Source organism: Micromonospora sp. NPDC005205 (assembly GCF_040608275.1).
Lineage (GTDB): Bacteria > Actinomycetota > Actinomycetes > Mycobacteriales > Micromonosporaceae > Micromonospora.
This window is the reverse complement of sequence record NZ_JBEXHV010000015.1, coordinates 69,060-89,013: the sequence shown is the minus strand read 5'-3', so window position 1 is coordinate 89,013 and position 19,954 is coordinate 69,060. Positions and strand designations below refer to the sequence as shown.

The following is a 19,954-nucleotide window of genomic DNA, read 5'->3' as shown; positions in this document are numbered from 1 at the left end:
CTCGACGGGACGGCTCAACCGGTGGACGTGACAGCTCATGTGTCGGCCGGGCCGAACGCCCGGTACGCGCGGCGCAACCGTTCGAGCAGTCCCGGCCCACCGATGGCCGGGGCCGGTGCTCCGAGCTGTCGTAGCAGCAGGTCCGTGCCGGTCACCAGTCGGGGCGGCCGATCCGGCAGCGGCACCGGCGCTGACCAGAACCGGTCCGCCGCATCCGCCAGCGGCGTCGCCGACAGCCCGGCGAGCGCCCGGGCGGCACCGACTGGCGCCACGACGTCCACACTCGACCCCGCACCGTCCGGTTCGGACGGTGGGTCGAGCGGTGGGGGCGGCGGGGTGGCACCGGTGGTCGCGGCCCGCCGGGCCCGGAGTTCGTCGAGCAACTCCGCCCGGGACCGACCGCGCCAGTGCAGCAGTTCGAACGGGTCCGCGTCGAACGCCTCGGCCAGCAGGTAGAACGTCGCCGCGAGGTGCTTGCACGGCACCGCGAAGTCGGGGCAGTTGCAGCGCTGGGTCAGCTCGTCCACACCCGCTGGGAAGAGCGGTGCGCCGGCGGCGGAGAAGACCTCCTCCAACTCGTCGGGGAGGTCACCGGCGAGCAGCCGGGCGCTGAAGAACGCCTGCCCGGCCAGCTCGTCCTCGATGCGGGACCAGAGCGCCGCCGGGAACGGCTTCAGCGCGATCGACACCTGGTACGGCTTCGGCCGGGAGCCCTGCACGACCGCGCTGACCTGCCCGGGTGCGATGTCGAGGGTGAGCACCTGACCAGCCCGCGCGTACGACCGGCCCCGGGTCAACCGGGTGCCGAGCGCGAACGACTCCAGCACCTCCAGGAAACGCCTCGACCACCAGGACCGGCCGATCGCGCCCCGGGCGCTGCGCGCCCGCAGGCCCCCGTCGACCCGACGGGGACGCCCGTAATCAGCGAAGTCGCTCCGCTCGCTCACTCCACCACCGCGCCGGCTTCCAGTGCGAACAGGTCCCGCAACTGGCCGGTGGACAACTCGGTGATCCACTGCTCGCCGGTGCCGACCACCCGTTCGGCGAGGCTGCGCTTGTCGGCGATCATCGCGGCCACCTTCTCCTCGACGGTGCCGGCGCACACGAACTTGCGTACCTGCACCCGCCGGTGCTGCCCGATCCGGAACGCCCGGTCGGTGGCCTGGTCCTCGACCGCCGGGTTCCACCACCGGTCCACGTGCACCACGTGGTTCGCGGCGGTCAGGGTCAGCCCGGTGCCGCCGGCCTTTAGGGAGAGGACGAACAGCGGCGGACCCTCCGCGGACTGAAAACGTTGCACCAGGGCGTCCCGCTCGGCCTTGCCGAGGCCACCGTGCAGGAACAGCACCTCCCGGCCGAACCGCGCCGACAGGTGACCGCGCAACATCGCCCCGAACTCGGCGTACTGAGTGAACAGCAGCGCCTTCTCCCCCGCTGCCAGCACCTCCTCAAGGATCTCGGTGAGCCGAGCCAGCTTGCCGGAGCGACCCTCCAGCGCCGAGCCGTCGCGCAGCAGTTGGGCGGGGTGGTTGCAGACCTGCTTGAGGCGGGTCATGGTGGCCAGCACCAGACCGCGTCGCTCGATGCCGTCGCTGGTCTCGATCCGGGCGAGCATGTCGTCGACCACCACCCGGTACAGCGCGGCCTGCTCCGCGGTGAGGTTGCACAGCACCTCCATCTCCAGCTTTTCCGGCAGGTCGGAGATGATGGACGAGTCGGTCTTGAGCCGGCGCAACACGAACGGGCCGGTGATCCGGCGGAGCCGCTCGGCGGCCTCGGCGTCGCCGTGTCGCTCGATCGGCTCGGCGAACCGTTTGCGGAACATCGCGGCCGGCCCGAGCAGACCCGGGTTGGCGAACTGCATGATCGACCAGAGGTCGGCGAGGCGGTTCTCCACCGGCGTGCCGGTCACCGCCACCCGCTGCCGGGCGGGCAGCGCGCGAACCGCCTCGGCCTGCCGGGTCGACGCGTTCTTGATCGCCTGCGCCTCGTCCACCACCACCCGGTGCCAGTCGATGCCGGCCAGGTCGGCGGCGTCGCGGGCGGCCACCGAGTAGGTGGTGAGGACCAGGTCCGCGCCGTGCGCGGCCGCTGTAAACTCCGCCCCCCGCGCCCGCTCGGCACCATGGTGTACGTGCACCCGCAGCTCCGGGGTGAACCGGGCCGCCTCCCGCTGCCAGTTGCCGACCAGCGACATCGGACAGACCAACAGGGTCGGCCCGGCCTCCGGCGGGTCCCCGGCGAGCAGCGCGAGCAGTTGCACCGTCTTGCCCAGCCCCATGTCATCGGCGAGGACACCGCCCAGACCGAGTGAGCGCAGGAAGGCAAGCCACGCCAACCCGCGCTGCTGGTACGGCCGCAGCGTCCCCCGGAAGCCCGGCGGCGGGTCCAGCGGGGTGAGCCGCCGCTCGACCGCGCCGGCGAGCAGGTCGCCCAGCGCACCGTCGGCGGTCACCTCCAACACCGGCAGCTCGCCGGTGGCCTCGCCGTCGGCCAGCCCGAGGCGGAGCAGATCGGCGACGGTCAGCTCGCCCGCGGAGCGGAGCAGACGCAGCCCCGCCGCGAGCCGCCCCGGGTCCAGCTCCACCCACCGGCCGCGGAGCCGTACCAATGGGGTCTTCGTCTCGGCCAGCGCCGCCAACTCCTCGGCGGAGAGCGGCTGGTCACCGAGCGCGATCTCCCAGCGGTAGTCGACCAGGGCGTCCAGACCGACACCGGCTTCGGTACCACCCACAGTGCCCGGTGCGGTGCGGCTGCGCGCTCGCAGCCGGGCGCCCAGTCGCGCCGACGGACGCTGCCACCAGGACGGCAGCAGCACCCCGAAACCGGCCGCGTGCAGCACCGGGGCGCCCGCGCTGAGGAACCGGTGCGCCCCCTCGACGTCGAGGTCCATCGCCTCCGGGGCGGCGGTACGCAGCGCGGCATCCAGGTCCGGCCAGAGCCGACTGGCCCGGCCCAGCTCGGCGAGGAGCGTCTCCTGCGGGCTGGTCGTCCGCCCGACCAGGCCGCCGAGGGTCTGCGGCGCTCGCCAGATGTCCCCGGCGTCGACGTGCAGGCCGGGCTCGTCCGAGGCCTGCAACCCGAACTCCAAACGCCAGCGCCCGGCACCTATCGACCCGACCGACACCGGCGCGCTGTCGGCAGGCACCGGCACACCGCCGGCCGACAGCGCCCGGGTGGCCAGGATCGGCTCGGTGACCTCGTCGGGGGCCGGTTCGACAAGGCGGAAACTGGCCCGCACCGGGCCACCGGCTGCGTCGCGCTGCCAGGCGTCCAGTTCGGCGGAGAGGGTGTCCAGCCCGGCCGGGTCGATGGTGAAGTCCCGCTGCGGTCCGGCGAGCGCGGCCAGCCAGGCCGGCGCCGGACCCCCTGGCCGCAGCCCCCGGGCCAGCGTGGTGGTCGCCAGCGCAGCCCGCGCGGCGGCGTCGGTCAGCGCGTCCAGCGCATCCGCGACCAGGACGGCAGCGGTCAGCTCGGGAGTGGCCGGCTCGGGAGTGGCCGGCTCGGCAGTGGTCAGCTCGGCAGTGGGCGGCTCGGCAGTGGTCAGCTCGGCAGTGGGCGGCTCGGCACCGGGCAGCTCGGGATTGGTCAGCCTGGAGGTGGGCGGCAGGACGGTGGCTCGGGCGGCGGGTGGCAGGGCCAGCGCCAGCGAACGCGCCCAGGCGGCGTCGGTGCCGGTCAGCAGCGGACGCCACACCGCCTGCACGGATGCGCCGGACGCCACCGGCACGTCAGCGCCGGGCGTCCCGTCAGCCGTCGTCGTACGCACACCGGGGAGGACGCGGCCACGGGTCACCAGGTCGGCGGCGAAGTCGGCCAGCTCGGCGAGGTGTCGCAGGGTGGCCCCGGCCACCGCCGGGATGTCGTCCAGGGCTTGCAGCAGCGACAGCGCGTCGTCCGGGGCGTACACCAGGGTGGGAACCCGCCACCCGGCGAGTGTGAGCCGACCGCGGGCCGCAGGTGCGACGGTGGTCCGGATCAGCTCGGGTGAGTCGGTCGGCGCGCCCGCCAGGGTGGGCAGGGTGAGCAGCGCGGTGCCCGGCCGGCTCGGCTCGGCGGCGTCGGCGAGGACGACGGCCAGGTCGGAGTGCCCGGCGGCGAAGGGATGCGGGCGTTCCCGGGCCGGCCGGCCCGAACGCGGAGCGGGGATCGGTGCGGCGCTGTCTTCGGCCCAGACGGCGAGGCCGCCGGTCGAACTGCCGCCGGGCAGCCACAGCCCGTGGATGACCAGCACCTGCTCCCCCTACTCGCCGCCCGCCCCCAGAATAGGGCGGCCCACCTGGCCGGCGATCCGCACCCGTCGCCGCACTCGCGCGATCTTGCACTTTGTGTCGACGCTATGCGAACAATGCGCCTTTCGTCACCACAAAAAGTGCAAGATCGCGGAGGCGCGGGAGGGAGGCAACGGTCTAGCGTCGGCGTCGTGGTCGATCTTCTGGTTCTTGGCGGGCTCGGGGTGGACGTACGGGTTCGGGTGCCCGCGCTGCCGCTCCCCGCTGCCGACTCCCACACCGTCGAGCCGATCGAGCTGCGAATCGGCAACACCGGTGCCGGGGTGGCATTGGCCGCCCGGGCACTCGGCCTGCGCGTCCTGGTCGTCGACACCCTCGGTGCCGACCCGGCCGGTGAGCTGGTCCGGGCGGCGTTGACCCGGGCCGAGGTGCCGGCGATGCTGGCCGAGCACCAGGGCGGCACCCGCCGATCGGTGAACCTGGTGGACCCGGGCGGGCGGCGCACGTCGCTGTACGACCCGCGCCCATGGCAGGGTGGTCCACCCTTTACCGCCACCGAGTTGGCCGCACTGGTCCGCGACGCCCGGCACGTCCACCTCTCGATCATGGATTGGGTGGTGCCGTTGCTGTCCGCCGTGCGGGCCGCCGTTCCGACGGGCGTGACGCTCTCCACCGACCTGCACGACTGGGACGGCGAGAACACCTACCACCAGCCGTTCGCGGAGGTCGCCGACCTGGTTCTGCTGAGCGGGGTGCGGTTGGGCGACCGGGCCGCGTCGCTCGCCGGCACGCTGGCGCCCCGGACGATGGTGGTGACCCGCGGTGCGGACGGCGCCGAGCTGTACCCGGGCGACGGCACGGCGGTACCAGTGCCGCCCGCCGTCCCGGGAAAACCGGTGGTGGACAGCAACGGGGCGGGCGACGCCTTCGCGGCCGGCCTGATCGCCGGCCGGTTGCGCGGCGAATCACTGACGCATGCCGCCCGGTACGCGGCGCGGGTTGCCGCTGCGGCGTGCACGCACGACGGGATGGAATACCCGCCGGGCCTGTTGCCCACCGGGTGACGGCCGACGGCGTGCGGCGACCCGGGGCTCAGAGCGCGCCGGCCTCGCCGTCGGTCAACTCGCGCAGGATGTCGGCGTGGCCCGCGTGCCGGGCCGTCTCCTCGATCATGTGCACCAGAATCCAGCGCAGCGACACCTCACCGAGTTGCGGGTGCGGCACCACGTGGTCGAGGTCGATGCTCGCGACGACCGTCCGGGAGCGGGCGCAGGCCCGTTCGTACGCCTCGGTGAGACCGACGATGGTTTCCTGGTCGCTCAGCGTGAAGCTGGCGACCGCGTCCTCCTCGGAGGTCAGGTAGACGTCGCCGGGCTCGGGGGCCAACAGGGTCGGGAACCAGTTCCGCTCGACCAGGGTCAGGTGCTTGACCAGCCCGACGAGCGTGGTCGCCGACGGCACCAGCCGACGTCGGGCGTCGGCATCGGAGAGACCGCGTAGTTTGCGCAGCAGCACGGCCCGGTGAAAGTCGAGGAACGAGGTCAGGACAGCGCGTTCGTCGCCGGTGCGGGCGAGCACCGGACCGAGCGTCGGATCGATCGTCTGCTCCATCCGCCGACCCTAGCCACGGGCCGGGTCCCCCGCTGCCCCGCTATCCGCTGCGGGCCGGCGCTGGGCCGGGCAGGATGGGCGCATGGCTTCCTCCGTGCAGATCCTTCTCGTCGGCGGCTCGGCGGACGGGCAGACCATCACCGTCGAACTGGACAGCAACGGCCGTCCGCCGCTGACCCACCATCACCTCGGCTCCGGCGGGCTGGCCGACGCGCAGATCTACGAGTTGGAGACCGCCCGCGAGGAGGCCCGCGAGTGGCGCTACCGGTGGACCGGCCCGGCGGTGTGACAGCCAGCTCAGACCCGGGTGAGGGTCTGGCTGCGCAGGCTCTCCAGCACGCCTCGGGTGACCTCCGAGGTGCCCCGGGCCTGATCGCACACCTCCGCCACCCGCCGTGCGGTGGCCTCGGCGCGTTGCTCCCGCTCGTCCCAGAGCCGGTCGACCTCGGCCAGCAGCGGGCCCTCGACCTCCCGCTCCACGCCGCGTAGCGCCGGCACGCCGAGTCGTTGGGCCAGGTCGAAGACCTTGCCGGCGTACGGCAGGGGCAGGAACGGCGTACCGACCATCGCCGCGAAGATCAGGAAGTGCAGGCGCATGCCGACGGCCAGGTCGAAGTGGCGCATCAACCCCAGCACCTGCTGCGGTGAGTAGGTGCCGTGCAGGATCCGACCTCGGTCGGCGGCGACCATGTGCGACAGCACCCCGTGGGCGTGCCGGATGTCGTCGCGCTCCATCGGCACGAACAGCACGTACGCGTCGATCCGGTGCACCAGGAAGTCACCGATCTGGGCCAGCAGCCGGTGGTAGCCGTCCACGTCGAGGCGTTCGGCGGCCCGGCCCGGCTCCCGCACGCTTATCCCGACGAGGCGCTTGCCGACCGGCACGCCCTCCTCGGCCAACAGGTGGGCCGGGAACTCCTCCGGTTGCAGGAGGAACGCCGGGTCCGCGGTGACCGTGATCGGGTTCAGCAGGCCAGCCTCCTCCAGCACCATCCGGGACTCCTGGTCCCGGACGGTCACCTGGGTGGCGCTGGAGAGCGTCTCCCGGACCATGCCGGTGTCCACCCCCTCGCTGAGCGGCCCGACCCCCACCGCGTACGTGATCAGCGGCAGGCCGCGTTCCTGGGCAACCCGGACCACCCGCAGGTAACGGCGGGCCTCCCGGTCGTACAGGATGCCGCCACCGCCCAGGATGAGCAGGTCGAGCTGGGCCAGAACCAGTGCCGAGTCGGTGCGGCTCACGCCCTCCCACGGCACCGCCTCGACATCGGGGTGAGCAGCCCGGGTGTGCGCCGGGTTCCGTGAGAAGACGATGATCCGGGCGTTCGGTTCCTGCGTACGCAGATCGGTGAGCAGGCCGGTGAGGATCGCCTCGTCGCCGAGGTTTCGCCCACCGTACGAGCCGAGCACACCGATGGTCAGTCCGGCGCCGTGCGTCATCCGTCGCTCCTCCCCAGGTGCGGTCCGCGCCGGTTTCCCGCTGGGCAGGTGAACAGTCCTGCCGAAGGGACCCGTCCCCGGGCCGCCGGCTCAGCTCCCCGGGGTGAGGCGTTTCGCCATCTGCTGCGAGGTGACCTCGAAGCCCAGACTGCGGTAGAGGCCGATCGCCACGGAGTTCGTGCCGAAGACGTTCAGACCCAGCTCGGGCACACCGTGTTGGGTGAGTTCGGCCTCGATGAGCTGGATCATCCGCCGCGCGTACCCGCGTCCCCGGTGCTCCTCGTGCACCTCGATGTTGTGGATCCAGGCCTGGTCCGGGGCGGCTGACGTCGGCAGGGTCACCCAGATCCAGCCGACCTCGGTGTCGCCGACCCGGCCCACCCGCAGCAGGGCCCCCTCGGTGGCCGCGCCCGCCGGCAGCGACTCCCGGATCTGGCTGACCGACCGGTCGAGGGCCGCCTCGGGGGTCATCCCCCGGTGCGCCACCAGATCGTCGGCGTACCCCTGCTCCAGTGATTCGAGCAGGCGGGCCAACTCCTCTGCCGTCATCGGCGTCAACGTCAACTCCACCGCGTCTCCCCTTCCTCGTCGCGAGCCGGTAGTGCAGCAGAACCGGCCCGGCCACGCCAACTGTTTCCCCACCCGGGGCGGACGGGACGGCCGGGGGTGCGCGGGCGGGCGACGATGACAACGTGCGGATCGCCCACGTCAGCGACAGCCACCTCACCAACCCGGAGGGGGTGGCCACCTCGGTCGGCACCACCGTGGCGCTGCTGCGCGCCGCCGGGCACCGGGTCGTGCTGCACTGCCCCGGCCCAGTGTGGCGGTGTCGCCGCCGACCGGGCGAGGTGCCCTCGCTGTCGGTGCCGACCCGGCCGTACCGGTTGGCACTGCCCCGGCCGCCCAGCGCACCGGTCGACGTGGTGCACGTGCACACCACCGGCCCGCTCGGCGTCGCCGGCCTGCGGTGGGCCGCCACCCGTCGCGTACCGACCGTGCTGACCTGGCACACCGACCTTGTCGCGTACGCCGCGCACTACCCGGAGGTCCCGATCGGGGCCGCCTACGCCGGCCTGCGGCTGGGCTTGCGGTGGCGGGCGGGCGATCTGTGGGCGCTCGCCCACCCCGGGCCGGGTCGACAGGCCCGACTGGCGGCGCTCGCGCGAACCCTCCTGGCCCACAGCACTGTCCTGATCGCCCCTTCGGCGAAGACCGCGGCGACGATGGCGACGATGGCGGGGCGTACCCCGGTCGTTGTCCTGCCGACCCCGGCCGCCGCACCGCACCCCGACGCCGACGACCGGCGGCGGCTGCGGGCCCGGCTCGGCATCCCGGCGGACGCGCCGGTGCTGCTCGCTGTCGGACGGGCCACTCCGGAGAAGAACCCTGAGCTGCTGCTGGCCGCGTTCGCCCAGGTCCGCCGCAAGCTGCCGGCTGCCCGGCTGGTGCTGCTCGGGGCCCGGCGGCACCGGCTCGCGGTCCGCCGGATGGCCCGCCGGTACGGCGTCAGCGGTGCGCTGCACCTGCTCCGTCCGGTGCCACGCCACCGGGTCGGCGCCCACTACCGGGCGGCGGACGTGCTCGCGTTCGCCTCCACCACCGACACGCAGGGCCTGGTGCTCGCCGAGGCCGAGGCCTACGGACTACCGGTGGCCATCGTGGACACTCAGCTCGTCGAGCGGCCGGGCACCGGCACCGCCCGACCGGTCGCCGAGCCCAGCCCGGCGGAGTTCGGGGCGTTGCTCACCCGGCTGCTGACCGAGCGGGAGGTGCGCGGGGCCGTGATCCGGGACGGCCGGGCGGCGGCGACGGACTGGTCCGCGGAGCGCTACCTGGCCGAACTGGTCACGCTGTACGCGTCGCTGCCGCCCGTCGGCCCAGCGGGAGGCGCTGCCACCCCCGGGGCGCGGCGAGGTGACGCGGGGTCGTCGGGACCAACCGAGCCGGCACCGGAGACCGGGCGCGGGCGCTCGTCGTGGCGTTCATCGATGCGGCGGTGGTAGCGTCCGCCGGTGGCCGACCGGGTCCTGCGGGTGAGCACCGCGCTGGTGCTCGCCGTCGGGCTGACCCTCGCCGGAATCGCCGCCCGCGAGAAGCCCGTCGAGCTGCTCTTCTACTTCACGGTGCAGGTCGACCTCGCCTACCTGGTGGTGTTGCTGGCGGGGTGCGGTGACCGGGTGCGTACCGCGCTCACCGTCTACCTCGCCGGCACCGCGGTGGTCTTCGTCCTCGTGCTGGCCAACCCGTGGAGCGGCTACGCCATGGTGGCGAACCCCGAGGCTCGTGGGCTGGTCTCCGACGCCGGCAACCTGCTGCTGCACGCCGTGGTGCCGCCGCTGGCCGCCGCGCAGTGGCTCAACCGCCGACCTCAGGCGGCGCTGCGTCCGGCGTACGCGGTCAGCCTGCTCGGCTACCCACTGCTGTGGCTGACGGTGATCCTGGTCCGGGGTGCCTTCGGCGGGGCCGAGGGCCGCTACCTCTACCCGTTCCTCGACGTACCCCGACTCGGGTACCCCGACGTCGCCCTCAACGCCCTGCTCTTCGGCGTCACAGTGTTGCTCATCGCTCTGACCGCGGTTCGCCTGACGCAGCGGCGCGCTGGTTGACAGTGGTCAGGGCGTCGACTCCAGGTGGTGCGCCAGTTGGGCCAGGTCGCGCAGACGCAGGTCGCCGTCGAGGCCCTTCAGCGCGGCGGTCATCGCCCCGGCAGCCCGACCGGCCCGCAGGCCGACCTCGGCGTCCTCGACGACCAGGCACCGCCCCACGGGTACGCCCAGCAGCGCCGCGCCCCGCAGGTAGCCCTCCGGGTCCGGCTTGCCGACGCTGACGTCCTCCACCGTGACGAGCACCGGCGCCTTGATTCCGGCGGCACCGAGCCGGGCCTCGGCGAGCCGCGCGTCGGCGCTGGTCACCACCGCCCAGGGCAACCCCAGCCGGGCCAGCGCGTTCAGTAGCTCGTGCGCCCCGGGAGTGGCCGTCACGTCGGACAGGTCGTCGTACTGCAACGCGAGCTGTCGTGCCGCGGCGGCGGCGACCGCGCTGTCGTCGAGCGTGGGCAGCAGCCGGCGGACGGTCCGGTCGGCCGGGCTGCCGTGCGCGATCGCCAGCGCCGCGGCCGGGTCGACGGCGTACTCGGCCGCCCACCGCTCCCAGGCCCGCTCAACGGCGGCGTCGGAGTCGACCAGGGTGCCGTCCATGTCGAACAGCACCGCGCCAATGCCCGCCAATTCCACCACCACGCTCCCCGGATCGCTCGCCCCACCCTCCCCCACCTCGCAAGATCCGCGCAACTTCGGTGATCCTGCTGTCTCGTCGCCCGGTGAGGCAGCAGGATCCGTGAAGGTGCGCGGATCAGGGTGACCCACCGGGCTCGGCAGGCCGCCGAGGATCGCGGGTATCGGACTTCGCGGTCGGAGCGAGACGTCCGATGGCCGCCAGACGGAAGCTCGGCGCGGCCAGATGATCGTTTGCATGACGACGACACTCAACGACAGGGTCGCCCTGGTGACCGGAGGCTCCCGAGGCATCGGAGCCGGCATCGCGCTGCGCCTGGCAAAGGACGGGGCCGACGTGGCGCTGACCTACCGGCAAAACGCCGAGCGGGCTGCGATCGTGGTGAAACAGATCGAGGCGCTGGGCCGCAGAGCGCTGGCGATCCAGGCGGACGGCGCCGACCCGGCCGCCGTGCGGGGCGCCGTCGACCGGGCGGCCGCCGACCTGGGCCGGTTGGACATCCTGGTGAACAACGCCGCTGTGTTCCTGGTGGGCGCCCTGGACGAGCTCGGCTCGGCAGAGGTGGAGCAGACCATCGCGGTCAACATCAGGGCACCGTATGTCGCCGCGCGGGCGGCCCTGCGGCACCTGGGCGACGGCGGACGGATCATCAGCATCGGCAGCAACGTCGCTGAGCGGGCGGTCTTTCCCGGGCTGACCCTCTACGCGATGAGCAAGACCGCTCTGGTCGGGCTGACCCGCGGCCTGGCCCGTGAAATGGGCCCACGGGGCATCACCGTCAACCTGGTCAACCCCGGGCCGACGGACACCGACGCCAACCCGGCGGACGGACCGAACGCGGCGGCGATCAGCGGATTCACCGCCGTCGGCCGGTACGCGCACCCCGCCGACATCGCGGCCACCGTCGCGCACCTGGCCAGCCCCGAGGCCAGTTACGTGACAGGTGCGGTGGTCAACGTGGACGGCGGCTTCACCAGCTGACCTGAACGCGGCGTGCCTTCGCAGGCCGCGTCGTACTACAGGGTGGGCGCGGCAGGTTTCGAACCTGCGACCCCCCGCTTGTAAGGCGGGTGCTCTCCCACTGAGCTACGCGCCCGGATCGCCCATGTGGCGGGCCGGTGGCTGGCAAGCTTACCTGCCCGCCACCGACCCGGGCGCACGGCGTACCCCGGTCAGTTGGTCGCTTCGGCGATGGCCTTGCGCCAGCCCTGCTGGTCGCGGGCCTCGCCCGGGCCGTTCATCTCGGCGAAGCGGACCACTCCGGCCTTGTCGATGACGAAGGTGCCCCGGTTGGCGAAGCCGGCCACGTGGTTGAAGACCCCGTACGCCTGGGCGACGGCGCCGTGCGGCCAGAAGTCGGCGAGCATCGGGAACTGGTAGCCCTCACGGTCGGCCCAGATCTTGTGACTGTAGGCCGAGTCGACGCTGACAGTCAGCACCTGCACGTCGTCGTTCACGTACTCGCCGAGGTTGTCGCGCACCTCGCTCAACTCGCCCTGGCAGGTGCCGGTGAAGGCGAGCGGGTAGAACACCAGCAGCACGGCGCGCCTGCCCCGGAAGTCCGAGAGGCGGACCTCCTGGTTGTTCTGGTCCTTGAGCACGAAGTCGGGTGCTTCGGCACCAACCTGTAGGGGCATGCGAACTCTCCTCGCTGCTCGGCCACGCCGGCGACGGCGTCGGGGCGGGGGGACGGCACCAGCCTGCTACCCGACGGTGGGCGGACCGTCGGGCGAGCGGAGCGGCGCTGGCTACTTCTTGGCCTTGGCACCTCGACGCAGCACCAGACGCGCGCCGCTCCAGTCCCGGCCGGCGTTGACGGTCGAGGTCTGCTGAAGGCCGGCGGTGGGCGCGGACTCCGCGACCTCGCTCGGTTCGACGTGCCCGTCGCGCCCCGCCTTCGGGGTGAGCAGCCACACGACGCCGTTGTCGGCCAGCGGGCCGAGGGCATCGACGAGCAGCTCGAAAAGGTCACCGTCGCCGTCCCGGTACCAAACCAGCACCGCGTCGACCACCTCGTCGGTGTCCTCGTCGACCAGATCTCCACAGCGGTCGGTCAGGGCGTCTCGGAGATCCTGGTCGACGTCGTCGTCGTACCCCATCTCCATGACGACCATCCCCGGTTCGATCCCGAACCGGTCCGCCAGGCTGCGTACCCCGTCGGCGGCCTGACCAGCGGTCGCGCTCACTGTCGCGTGCCTCCTCATCTCGTCCCTGCTCGCGACGTCGGTGCGACGCCGTCAGGCAAAGTCCACACAGTTGTTGGGCTGCGCGCAAGTGGCGCACCGGGTGGAACGGAATTTACCGTGCCAGCAGCGTACGGGCACCGTCGGTAATGGCTTCCGCGGAGACCAGTACGTGACGTGCTGCCGGACCTAATGGTACAAACGAGTCAACTCCGGCTACTCGACGTGCGGCACCGACATATCCGGCGTCGACCAGCGCGGCGATCACGCCCTCGCCGACCCCACCGGAGCGACGCGTCTCGTCCACCACCAGCACCCGGCCGGTCGCCGAGGACTCCCGGATGATGTCGGACACCGGCAGCGGAGCCAGCCAGCGCAGATCCACCACGCGGGTGCCCACCCCCTCCTCGGCGAGGACGGCCGCGGCCCGCAGCGACATCCGCACCCCGTTACCGAAGGTGATGATGGTGAGGTCGTCCGCCGAGCCGACCGGGTAGACCCGGGCCCGCCCGATCGGCACGTGCCCGGCCACCCACCCGCCCGGCTCCGGATAGCCGGCCAGCCACTCGCCGTCACCCTCCGCGTACAGGTCGCGGGTGTGGTAGAGCGCGATCGGTTCCAGGAACACGCAGACGCTGCCGTCCACCGCCGCGCTCGCCAGACAGGTCCGCAGCATGGGCGCGGCGTCGTCCGGCCGCGCCGGCACCGCGACCACCAGCCCGGGCACATCCCGGAGTACGGCCACCGAGTTGTCGTTGTGGAAGTGCCCGCCGAACCCCTCCTGGTACGCCAGGCCCGCCACCCGCACCACCATCGGGTTGCGGAACGCCCCCTGCGAGAAGAACCGCATGGTGGCCGCCTCACCGCGCAGCTGGTCCTCGGCGTTGTGCAGGTACGCCAGGTACTGGATCTCCGGCACCGGCAGCATCCCGGCCAGCCCGGCACCGAGGCCCAGCCCGAGCACCGACGTCTCGTCGAGCAGGGTGTCGAAGACCCGGGCCGCCCCGAACCGGTCGCGCAGCCCCTTCGTCACCCCGTACACGCCGCCCTTGGCGGCCACGTCCTCACCGAAGAGCGCCATCTGCGGGTGGTCGAGCATCCCGTCGGCGAGCGCGGCGTTGATGCTCTGTGCCAGGGTCATCGGCCCGGCCAGCTCCGGCGGCTTGCCGCCGAACGCCTCCGCCCGGGCGCCCGCTCCCGGCCCACTGGCCCGCGCCGCGGCGTCGGCCACCGCCCGCGCCACCCGCACCGGACGACGTGGGGCCAGCGCCGACACCACGTCGGCCGCGGAGGCCAGCTTCGGCTCGCCCAGCACCTCCTCGGCCAGCCGGCGTACCTGCCAGCCGGTCTCGTCGTACCGGGCCAGCAGTTCCTCGCCGGTCGCCACGCCGGCGCCGACCAGCAGCCGCGCGGTGGCGGCCAGCGGGTCCCGGTCCAGGTCCCCGGCCAGCTCGGCCGGGCCCCGGTACGCCGACTCCGCGTCCGCCCCGGCGTGCCCCATCAGCCGGACGGTGCGCAGGTGCAGCACGGCCGGCCGCCGGTTGCGCCGTACCCAGGCCGCGGCCTCCGCCGCCACCTCGTACGTCCGCACCGGGTCGGCTCCGTCCGCGCTGAAGTAGCGGATGCCCGGCTTGGCCCGCAGGGTCGCCTCGACCCAGCCCTCCGGCGAGCGGACGCTGATGCCCAACCCGTTGTCCTCGCAGACGAAGAGCACCGGAATCCGCAGCCCCGCGTGGTCGTACCACCCGGCGGTGTTGAAGGCGGCGGTGGCGCTCGCGTGGTTGACCGAGGCGTCGCCGAAGGAGCAGACCACTATGGCGTCCGGTGGCCAGGGGGCGTGCGTGGCGCCCGCGCCGCTGCCGACCCGCATTCCGGCCCCGGTACGCCGTCCGGCGCTGTCCAGCCGGCGCAGCCGCTCCACTGCCAGTCCCATTCCGACAGCGCGGGGCAGGTGCGAGGCGATGGTCGAGGTGGTCGGCACGACGGCCAGGTCGGCCCGGCCGAACACCTTGTGCCGTCCCCCGGCGATCGGCTCAAGGCTGGACGCGACCATCCCGCGCAGCACGTCCCGTGCCGCGTCGGCGTACGCCGCGAACCCGTTGGCGGCCGGGGCCTGTTCGATCCCGGACGGCTCCGATTCGGACAGCCGCGGATCGGCGCCGGGGTCGGGGTCACGGGACGGTGCGCCGTCGACGGACGGCCGAGTGCCGGTTGACGGTTCGGACTCGACGGTTCCCGCCGGGGCGGACCGCTCGGAATCGACAGTTCGCGCCCGGTTGGCGGCCGGCGCTTGGTGCGCGGCGGCCTGGGTAGCGTCCGCGGCGGCTGGCGCGGGGTCCACGGGAGCCAGGGCAGGGTCGGCGGCGGCCTGGGCGGCGCGTAGGCAGTAGAAGGCACCCGAGCGGTAGTGCAGCAGCGCCGGATCGGTGGGACGAAGCGCGGCGGCGACCGCGGCGTTGCCCTCGTGCCCGGCGGAGCCGATCGTGTAGAAACCCTCCCCGAAGCTGCGCAACCAGCGGCCGGCCAGGTCGAGCTGCCGGCTGGTCACCTGCGCGTCGAACAGGTCCAGCACCTGCCCGCCGGTCAGCGGGGCGTCGTCGGTGACCGGGTCGGCGGGGTCACGCCGCCGCTCGGCGGCAGGCAGCGCCGCCAGCGTCTCCCGGAACCGGTCGTCGAGATCTTGCGGGGTGGTCACGTCGGACAGCATTACCGACGGAAGCTCCGCTCGCCCAGTGGGACACGGCCGGAAGGGTCACGCTCACTCCGACCCGCAGGGCTCCGGAAAGCCGCCGTCGGACACCTTCCAGACCAGGTCACGAAGGGTACGCAGCTCCTCGTCGCCCAGCCCGGACAGCAGTCGGGAGTCGGACATCACCTCGATCACCCGGGCCCGTACGACGCGGCCCTCCTCGGTGACCAGCAGCGTCTTCTGCCGCCGATCCGCCGGGTCGGTGCGACGCTCGACCAGCCCGGCCTGCTCCAGCTTGTCGACCAGCACCGTCACGTTCGACCGGTCACAACCCAGCTGACCCGCGAGATCCCGGGCCGGTAGCGGATGATCAGGGTCCAGCTCCCGCAGCGCCCGGGCCGCCGCCGGTGTGAGCCCAACCTCGGCGAACGCGCTGCCCTGCCGGTGTCGTACCGCGTCGCTGACGTGGGCCATCCGGCGCAGCACGTCGGCGGCGAGACCAGCCCGATCCGCCGGCCCGCCCACCACGGAACCCACCTGCCCCGTCACGACCACATCGTACGCACCAGCCCGCCCACCGCAGCCCAGCCTGATCACCCCCCGCGCGCCCCCTCCGCGCCGATCTTGCGGTTTCGGTTGCCTGTATGGGTGGGATGCCCCTTGTGTCGGGACAGCAAGTGCAAGATCGCCAAGATTGAGGCTGGGTCAGGCGGGGAGGAAGGAGAGGCGGACCTGGCGGGTCGGGTTGTCGCCGTTGGTGTCGACGAGGCAGATCGACTGCCAGGTGCCGAGCGCCAGTCGACCGCCGAGCACCGGCAGCGTGGCGTATGGCGGGATGAACGCCGGCAGCACGTGGTCACGGCCGTGGCCGGGCGAGCCGTGTCGGTGCCGCCAGCGGTCCTTGGTGGGGAGCAGTTCGTCCACGGCGCTCAGAAGGTCGTCGTCGGACCCCGACCCGGTCTCGATGATCGCCAGGCCGGCGGTGGCGTGCGGCACGAAGACATGCAGCAGGCCGTCGCCCTCGCCCGCGACGAACTGCTGGGCCTCCGCGGTGATGTCCCGGACGGTCGGCCGGGACCCGGTCTGGACGGTGATCACATCGCTGCGCATACGTCGCATTCTGCCGCAGGGTGAGCTCAGGAGCTGCCGCCACCGCCGCCGGAGTCGCCGCCACCGGACCAGCCACCACCGGAGTCACTGCCGGACCAGCCGCCGCCGGAGTCACCGCTGGACCAGCCCCAGCCGGACCAGCCTCCCCCGGAGTCGCCGCTGCCGCCGGCCGGCTCCGTGTCGTCGGAGCGGTCGTGGTCGCCGTCCCGCTGGCTGCCGACGTTCCCGCTCCCGGCGTCCCCGGCGGGCATCGGGTGGTAGCCGTACCCACCGCCACCCGAGTCCGGACGACGGCGACGACCGCCGGCCTGGCCGCTCGGACGGGCCGCTCGGCTCGCGTCGCGCAGCAGGCCCGCGCCGAGCACGGCCACCAGGGCGCCGAGGGCTACGAGTCCGACCATCGGCAGGTTGCCGGAAGCGAGGGCGACGGCGCCGATGACCAGGCCGACCACCCCGACAACGATCATGCTCGCGGCGACCGCGACACGGCGTCCGTTCATGGCGGTAACGGTAGGAGTGGCGGTCAAACCGCTCAGCCTTCACTCGATCGTCGCGCTAAGTTACCGGCGGGTACCTGTGTTCAGCATCGCGTCGGGGGGACCTAGACGTGACGAGGGGTGCCACCAGGGGGCAGGATGGCGCTAGAGACCTATCCCACACACAACCGAGGGAACGCCTGTGGCTACGGAACGCAAGCGCCCGGTGATCAGCGACGGCCTACCGAGCCAGCTTCCGGACATCGACCCTGAAGAGACAAGCGAATGGGTCGAGTCGCTTGACGGTGTCATCGACGAACGCGGCGCCAAACGCGCTCGCTACGTCATGCTGCGCCTGCTGGAGCGGGCCCGTGAGCGCCAGGTCGGGGTTCCGCCCCTGACCACCACCGATTACATCAACACCATCCCGTCGGAGCGCGAGCCCTGGTTCCCGGGTGACGAGCACGTCGAGCGGAGGATCCGGGCGTACGTCCGGTGGAACGCCGCCATGCTGGTGCACCGGGCTCAGCGCCCGGAGATCGGCGTCGGTGGGCACATCTCCACCTTCGCCAGCTCGGCGTCGCTCTACGAGGTGGGCTTCAACCACTTCTTCCGGGGCAAGAACCACCCGGGCGGTGGCGACCAGATCTTCTACCAGGGCCACGCCTCCCCCGGCATGTACGCGCGGGCGTTCCTGGAGGGGCGACTCAGCGAGCACCAGCTCGACGGGTTCCGCCAGGAGCTGTCGCACCCCGGTGGTGGGCTGCCCTCGTACCCGCACCCTCGGCTGATGCCGGACTTCTGGGAGTTCCCCACCGTCTCGATGGGCCTCGGCGGTCTGAACGCGATCTACCAGGCCCGGTTCAACCGGTACCTGCAGCACCGCGGCATCAAGGACACCTCCCAGCAGCATGTCTGGGCGTTCCTCGGCGACGGCGAGATGGACGAGCCGGAGACGCTCGGCGCCATCGGCGTCGCCGCCCGCGAGGAGCTGGACAACCTCACCTTCGTGATCAACTGCAACCTGCAGCGGCTGGACGGCCCGGTCCGGGGCAACGGCAAGGTCATGCAGGAGCTGGAGGCGTTCTTCCGGGGTGCCGGCTGGAACGTGATCAAGGTCGTCTGGGGTCGTGAGTGGGACCCGCTGCTCGCCGCGGACACCGATGGCGCGCTGGTCAACCTGATGAACACCACGACCGACGGTGACTACCAGACCTACAAGGCGGAGTCCGGCGCGTACGTGCGGGAGCACTTCTTCGGCCGCGACGCACGGACCCGCAAGATGGTCGAGCCGCTCAGCGACGACGAGATCTGGAACCTCAAGCGGGGTGGGCACGACTACCGCAAGCTCTACGCGGCCTACAAGGCGGCCACCGAGCACACCGGTCAGCCCACAGTCATCCTGGCGAAGACGATCAAGGGCTGGACCCTCGGCTCGCACTTCGAGGGCCGCAACGCGACCCACCAGATGAAGAAGCTGACGCTGGAGGATTTGAAGACCTTCCGCGACCGGCTCTACCTGGACATCCCGGACTCGGCGCTGGAGGACAACCCCTACCTGCCGCCGTACTTCCACCCGGGCGAGAAGTCCGAGGAGCTGGCGTACCTCAAGGAGCGGCGCGAGCAGCTCGGCGGGTACCTGCCGTCCCGGCGGACCAGCACGAAGCGGCTGGCCATCCCGGGCCCGGAGCGGTTCGCCGACATCAAGCGCGGCTCGGGCAAGCAGAAGGTGGCCACCACGCAGGCCTTCGTCCGTCTGCTCAAGGACGTGATGAAGGACAAGGAGTTCGGCAAGCGTTGGGTGCCGATCATCCCGGACGAGGCCCGGACCTTCGGTCTCGACTCGATCTTCCCGACCGCGAAGATCTACTCGCCGCACGGCCAGCGCTACACCTCGGTCGACCGCGAGCTGTTCCTGTCGTACAAGGAGTCGACCTCCGGGCAGATCCTGCACGAGGGGATCAACGAGGCCGGTTCGGTGGCCTCGTTCACCGCGGCCGGCTCGGCGTACGCCACGCACGACGAGCCGATGATCCCGATGTACATCTTCTACTCGATGTTCGGGTTCCAGCGGACCGCCGACGGGCTGTGGGCAGCGGCCGACCAGATGGCCCGGGGCTTCCTGCTCGGCGCCACAGCGGGTCGGACCACGCTCAACGGTGAGGGCCTTCAGCACGAGGACGGGCACTCGCTGCTGATCGCCGCCACCAACCCGGCGGTGGTGGCGTACGACCCGGCGTTCGCGTACGAGATCGCGCACATCCTGGAGCAGGGTCTGCACCGGATGTACGGGGACGCGCAGGAGAACGTCTTCTACTACCTGACGGTCTACAACGAGCCGACGCTGCAGCCGGCCGAGCCGGCCGACGTGGACGTGGAGGGCCTGCTCAAGGGCATCTACCGCTACTCGCCGGCACCGCAGGTCGACGGCCCGAAGGCCAACCTGCTCGCCTCGGGCACCGGGATGCAGTGGGCGCTCAAGGCCCAGCAGTTGCTCGCCCAGGACTGGGGGGTGGGTGCCGACGTCTGGTCGGTGACCTCCTGGACCGAGCTGCGCCGCGACGCGGTGGAGACCGAGGAGTACAACCTGCTCAACCCGGGCGCCGAGGCGAAGGTTCCGTACATCCAGCAGAAGCTGGCCGAGGCGGACGGGCCGAAGGTCGCGGTCAGCGACTTCATGCGTGCGGTGCCGGATCTGATCGCCCGCTGGGTACCCGGCGACTACACGTCGCTCGGCACCGACGGGTTCGGCATGTCGGACACCCGGCACGCGCTGCGCCGGCACTTCCACGTCGACGCGGAGTCGATCGTGGTGGCCACGCTGCGGCAGCTCGCCCGCAGCGGCGCGGTGGCGATCACGGTGCCGGCCGAGGCCGCCAAGAAGTACGCGATCGACGACGTCAACGCCGCCCCGGTCGGCGAGACCGGCGGCGACAGCTAAGACCCAGCACGACCGAAGAAGGGCCCGGCGCATCAGCG

General features: G+C 72.4%; 17 protein-coding genes, 1 tRNA gene and 2 pseudogenes. 6 read left to right on the top strand and 14 right to left on the bottom strand.

The features are described from left to right. Nucleotides 1-35: 35 nt before the first annotated feature. Complete coding sequence (locus ABZU43_RS24650; protein ID WP_355008839.1) at nucleotides 36-947, bottom strand: SWIM zinc finger family protein; 912 nt, start codon at nucleotides 945-947, stop codon at nucleotides 36-38. Then, complete coding sequence (locus tag ABZU43_RS24645) at nucleotides 944-4,234, bottom strand: DEAD/DEAH box helicase (protein ID WP_355008838.1); 3,291 nt, start codon at nucleotides 4,232-4,234, stop codon at nucleotides 944-946. Before ABZU43_RS24645 ends, ABZU43_RS24650 begins: the two co-directional genes overlap by 4 nt. 189 nt (nucleotides 4,235-4,423) lie before the next feature. Between ABZU43_RS24645 and ABZU43_RS24640 the strand changes: the two genes are divergently transcribed. Beyond that, a complete protein-coding gene (locus tag ABZU43_RS24640) occupies nucleotides 4,424-5,296 on the top strand; it encodes a PfkB family carbohydrate kinase (protein WP_355008837.1) in 873 nt (290 codons plus the stop codon). A gap of 28 nt (nucleotides 5,297-5,324) precedes the next feature. Here the strand turns inward: ABZU43_RS24640 and ABZU43_RS24635 are convergent, their stop codons facing one another. Continuing rightward, nucleotides 5,325-5,843, bottom strand: a complete 519-nt coding sequence (locus ABZU43_RS24635) for a DinB family protein (protein WP_355008836.1) — start codon at nucleotides 5,841-5,843, stop codon at nucleotides 5,325-5,327. A gap of 82 nt (nucleotides 5,844-5,925) precedes the next feature. Between ABZU43_RS24635 and ABZU43_RS24630 the strand changes: the two genes are divergently transcribed. Beyond that, nucleotides 5,926-6,132 carry a hypothetical protein gene (locus ABZU43_RS24630; protein ID WP_355008835.1) on the top strand — a complete coding sequence of 69 codons (207 nt, stop codon included), beginning with the start codon at nucleotides 5,926-5,928 and terminating at the stop codon, nucleotides 6,130-6,132. An 8-nt stretch (nucleotides 6,133-6,140) separates the two neighbouring features. Here ABZU43_RS24630 and ABZU43_RS24625 read toward each other — a convergent pair whose 3' ends face one another. Both ABZU43_RS24625 and ABZU43_RS24620 read right to left on the bottom strand, forming a co-directional pair. After that, on the bottom strand, nucleotides 6,141-7,283 hold the full coding sequence (locus ABZU43_RS24625; RefSeq protein ID WP_355008834.1) for a polysaccharide pyruvyl transferase family protein: 1,143 nt from the start codon (nucleotides 7,281-7,283) through the stop codon (nucleotides 6,141-6,143). Between the two features lie 90 nt (nucleotides 7,284-7,373). Then, nucleotides 7,374-7,853 carry an N-acetyltransferase gene (locus ABZU43_RS24620; RefSeq protein WP_355008833.1) on the bottom strand — a complete coding sequence of 160 codons (480 nt, stop codon included), beginning with the start codon at nucleotides 7,851-7,853 and terminating at the stop codon, nucleotides 7,374-7,376. 122 nt (nucleotides 7,854-7,975) lie between these two features. Between ABZU43_RS24620 and ABZU43_RS24615 the strand changes: the two genes are divergently transcribed. Both ABZU43_RS24615 and ABZU43_RS24610 read left to right on the top strand, forming a co-directional pair. Next, complete coding sequence (locus tag ABZU43_RS24615) at nucleotides 7,976-9,286, top strand: glycosyltransferase (protein ID WP_355008832.1); 1,311 nt, start codon at nucleotides 7,976-7,978, stop codon at nucleotides 9,284-9,286. Nucleotides 9,287-9,295: 9 nt separating this feature from the next. Beyond that, complete coding sequence (locus tag ABZU43_RS24610; RefSeq protein ID WP_355008831.1) at nucleotides 9,296-9,889, top strand: Pr6Pr family membrane protein; 594 nt, start codon at nucleotides 9,296-9,298, stop codon at nucleotides 9,887-9,889. Nucleotides 9,890-9,895: 6 nt separating this feature from the next. Here the strand turns inward: ABZU43_RS24610 and ABZU43_RS24605 are convergent, their stop codons facing one another. Continuing rightward, entirely contained in the window at nucleotides 9,896-10,519 is a 624-nt protein-coding gene (locus tag ABZU43_RS24605; RefSeq protein ID WP_355008830.1) for an HAD-IA family hydrolase, read from the bottom strand. 235 nt (nucleotides 10,520-10,754) lie between these two features. Between ABZU43_RS24605 and ABZU43_RS24600 the strand changes: the two genes are divergently transcribed. After that, nucleotides 10,755-11,498 (top strand): SDR family oxidoreductase, encoded by a 744-nt coding sequence (locus ABZU43_RS24600; RefSeq protein WP_355008829.1) that lies wholly within the window; start codon nucleotides 10,755-10,757, stop codon nucleotides 11,496-11,498. A gap of 43 nt (nucleotides 11,499-11,541) precedes the next feature. On the opposite strand, the gene ABZU43_RS24595 is transcribed toward ABZU43_RS24600, so the two are convergent. The 8 genes and pseudogenes from ABZU43_RS24595 to ABZU43_RS24560 form a co-directional block, all read right to left on the bottom strand. After that, nucleotides 11,542-11,613, bottom strand: a tRNA-Val gene (locus ABZU43_RS24595). Between the two features lie 76 nt (nucleotides 11,614-11,689). After that, complete coding sequence (locus ABZU43_RS24590; protein WP_355008828.1) at nucleotides 11,690-12,154, bottom strand: peroxiredoxin; 465 nt, start codon at nucleotides 12,152-12,154, stop codon at nucleotides 11,690-11,692. A gap of 111 nt (nucleotides 12,155-12,265) precedes the next feature. Continuing rightward, nucleotides 12,266-12,703 carry a DUF3052 domain-containing protein gene (locus tag ABZU43_RS24585; protein ID WP_007463483.1) on the bottom strand — a complete coding sequence of 146 codons (438 nt, stop codon included), beginning with the start codon at nucleotides 12,701-12,703 and terminating at the stop codon, nucleotides 12,266-12,268. Nucleotides 12,704-12,815: 112 nt separating this feature from the next. Further along, nucleotides 12,816-14,786, bottom strand: a pseudogene (locus ABZU43_RS24580) (thiamine pyrophosphate-dependent enzyme); the annotation flags it as partial. A gap of 282 nt (nucleotides 14,787-15,068) precedes the next feature. Then, a pseudogene (locus ABZU43_RS24575) lies at nucleotides 15,069-15,407 on the bottom strand (transketolase); the annotation flags it as partial. A 51-nt stretch (nucleotides 15,408-15,458) separates the two neighbouring features. Next, a complete protein-coding gene (locus ABZU43_RS24570; RefSeq protein ID WP_355008892.1) occupies nucleotides 15,459-15,863 on the bottom strand; it encodes a MarR family winged helix-turn-helix transcriptional regulator in 405 nt (134 codons plus the stop codon). Nucleotides 15,864-16,094: 231 nt separating this feature from the next. Beyond that, a complete protein-coding gene (locus ABZU43_RS24565) occupies nucleotides 16,095-16,499 on the bottom strand; it encodes a YjbQ family protein (protein WP_355008827.1) in 405 nt (134 codons plus the stop codon). A 26-nt stretch (nucleotides 16,500-16,525) separates the two neighbouring features. Next, nucleotides 16,526-16,999 carry a hypothetical protein gene (locus ABZU43_RS24560; RefSeq protein WP_355008826.1) on the bottom strand — a complete coding sequence of 158 codons (474 nt, stop codon included), beginning with the start codon at nucleotides 16,997-16,999 and terminating at the stop codon, nucleotides 16,526-16,528. A 178-nt stretch (nucleotides 17,000-17,177) separates the two neighbouring features. On the opposite strand from ABZU43_RS24560, the gene aceE reads away from it, so the two are divergent. Continuing rightward, on the top strand, nucleotides 17,178-19,916 hold the full coding sequence (gene aceE / locus ABZU43_RS24555) for a pyruvate dehydrogenase (acetyl-transferring), homodimeric type (protein ID WP_355008825.1): 2,739 nt from the start codon (nucleotides 17,178-17,180) through the stop codon (nucleotides 19,914-19,916). Nucleotides 19,917-19,954 lie beyond the last annotated feature (38 nt).

What these genes read in the sequence shown, in the direction of transcription:
- ABZU43_RS24590 (WP_355008828.1), bottom strand. Translation starts at nt 12,154, where the DNA reads ATGCCCCTACAGGTTGGTGCCGAAGCACCCGACTTCGTGCTCAAGGAC.
- ABZU43_RS24630 (WP_355008835.1), top strand. Translation starts at nt 5,926, where the DNA reads ATGGCTTCCTCCGTGCAGATCCTTCTCGTCGGCGGCTCGGCGGACGGG.
- ABZU43_RS24625 (WP_355008834.1), bottom strand. Translation starts at nt 7,283, where the DNA reads ATGACGCACGGCGCCGGACTGACCATCGGTGTGCTCGGCTCGTACGGT.
- ABZU43_RS24635 (WP_355008836.1), bottom strand. Translation starts at nt 5,843, where the DNA reads ATGGAGCAGACGATCGATCCGACGCTCGGTCCGGTGCTCGCCCGCACC.
- ABZU43_RS24565 (WP_355008827.1), bottom strand. Translation starts at nt 16,499, where the DNA reads ATGCGCAGCGATGTGATCACCGTCCAGACCGGGTCCCGGCCGACCGTC.
- ABZU43_RS24570 (WP_355008892.1), bottom strand. Translation starts at nt 15,863, where the DNA reads ATGGCCCACGTCAGCGACGCGGTACGACACCGGCAGGGCAGCGCGTTC.
- ABZU43_RS24560 (WP_355008826.1), bottom strand. Translation starts at nt 16,999, where the DNA reads ATGAACGGACGCCGTGTCGCGGTCGCCGCGAGCATGATCGTTGTCGGG.
- ABZU43_RS24600 (WP_355008829.1), top strand. Translation starts at nt 10,755, where the DNA reads ATGACGACGACACTCAACGACAGGGTCGCCCTGGTGACCGGAGGCTCC.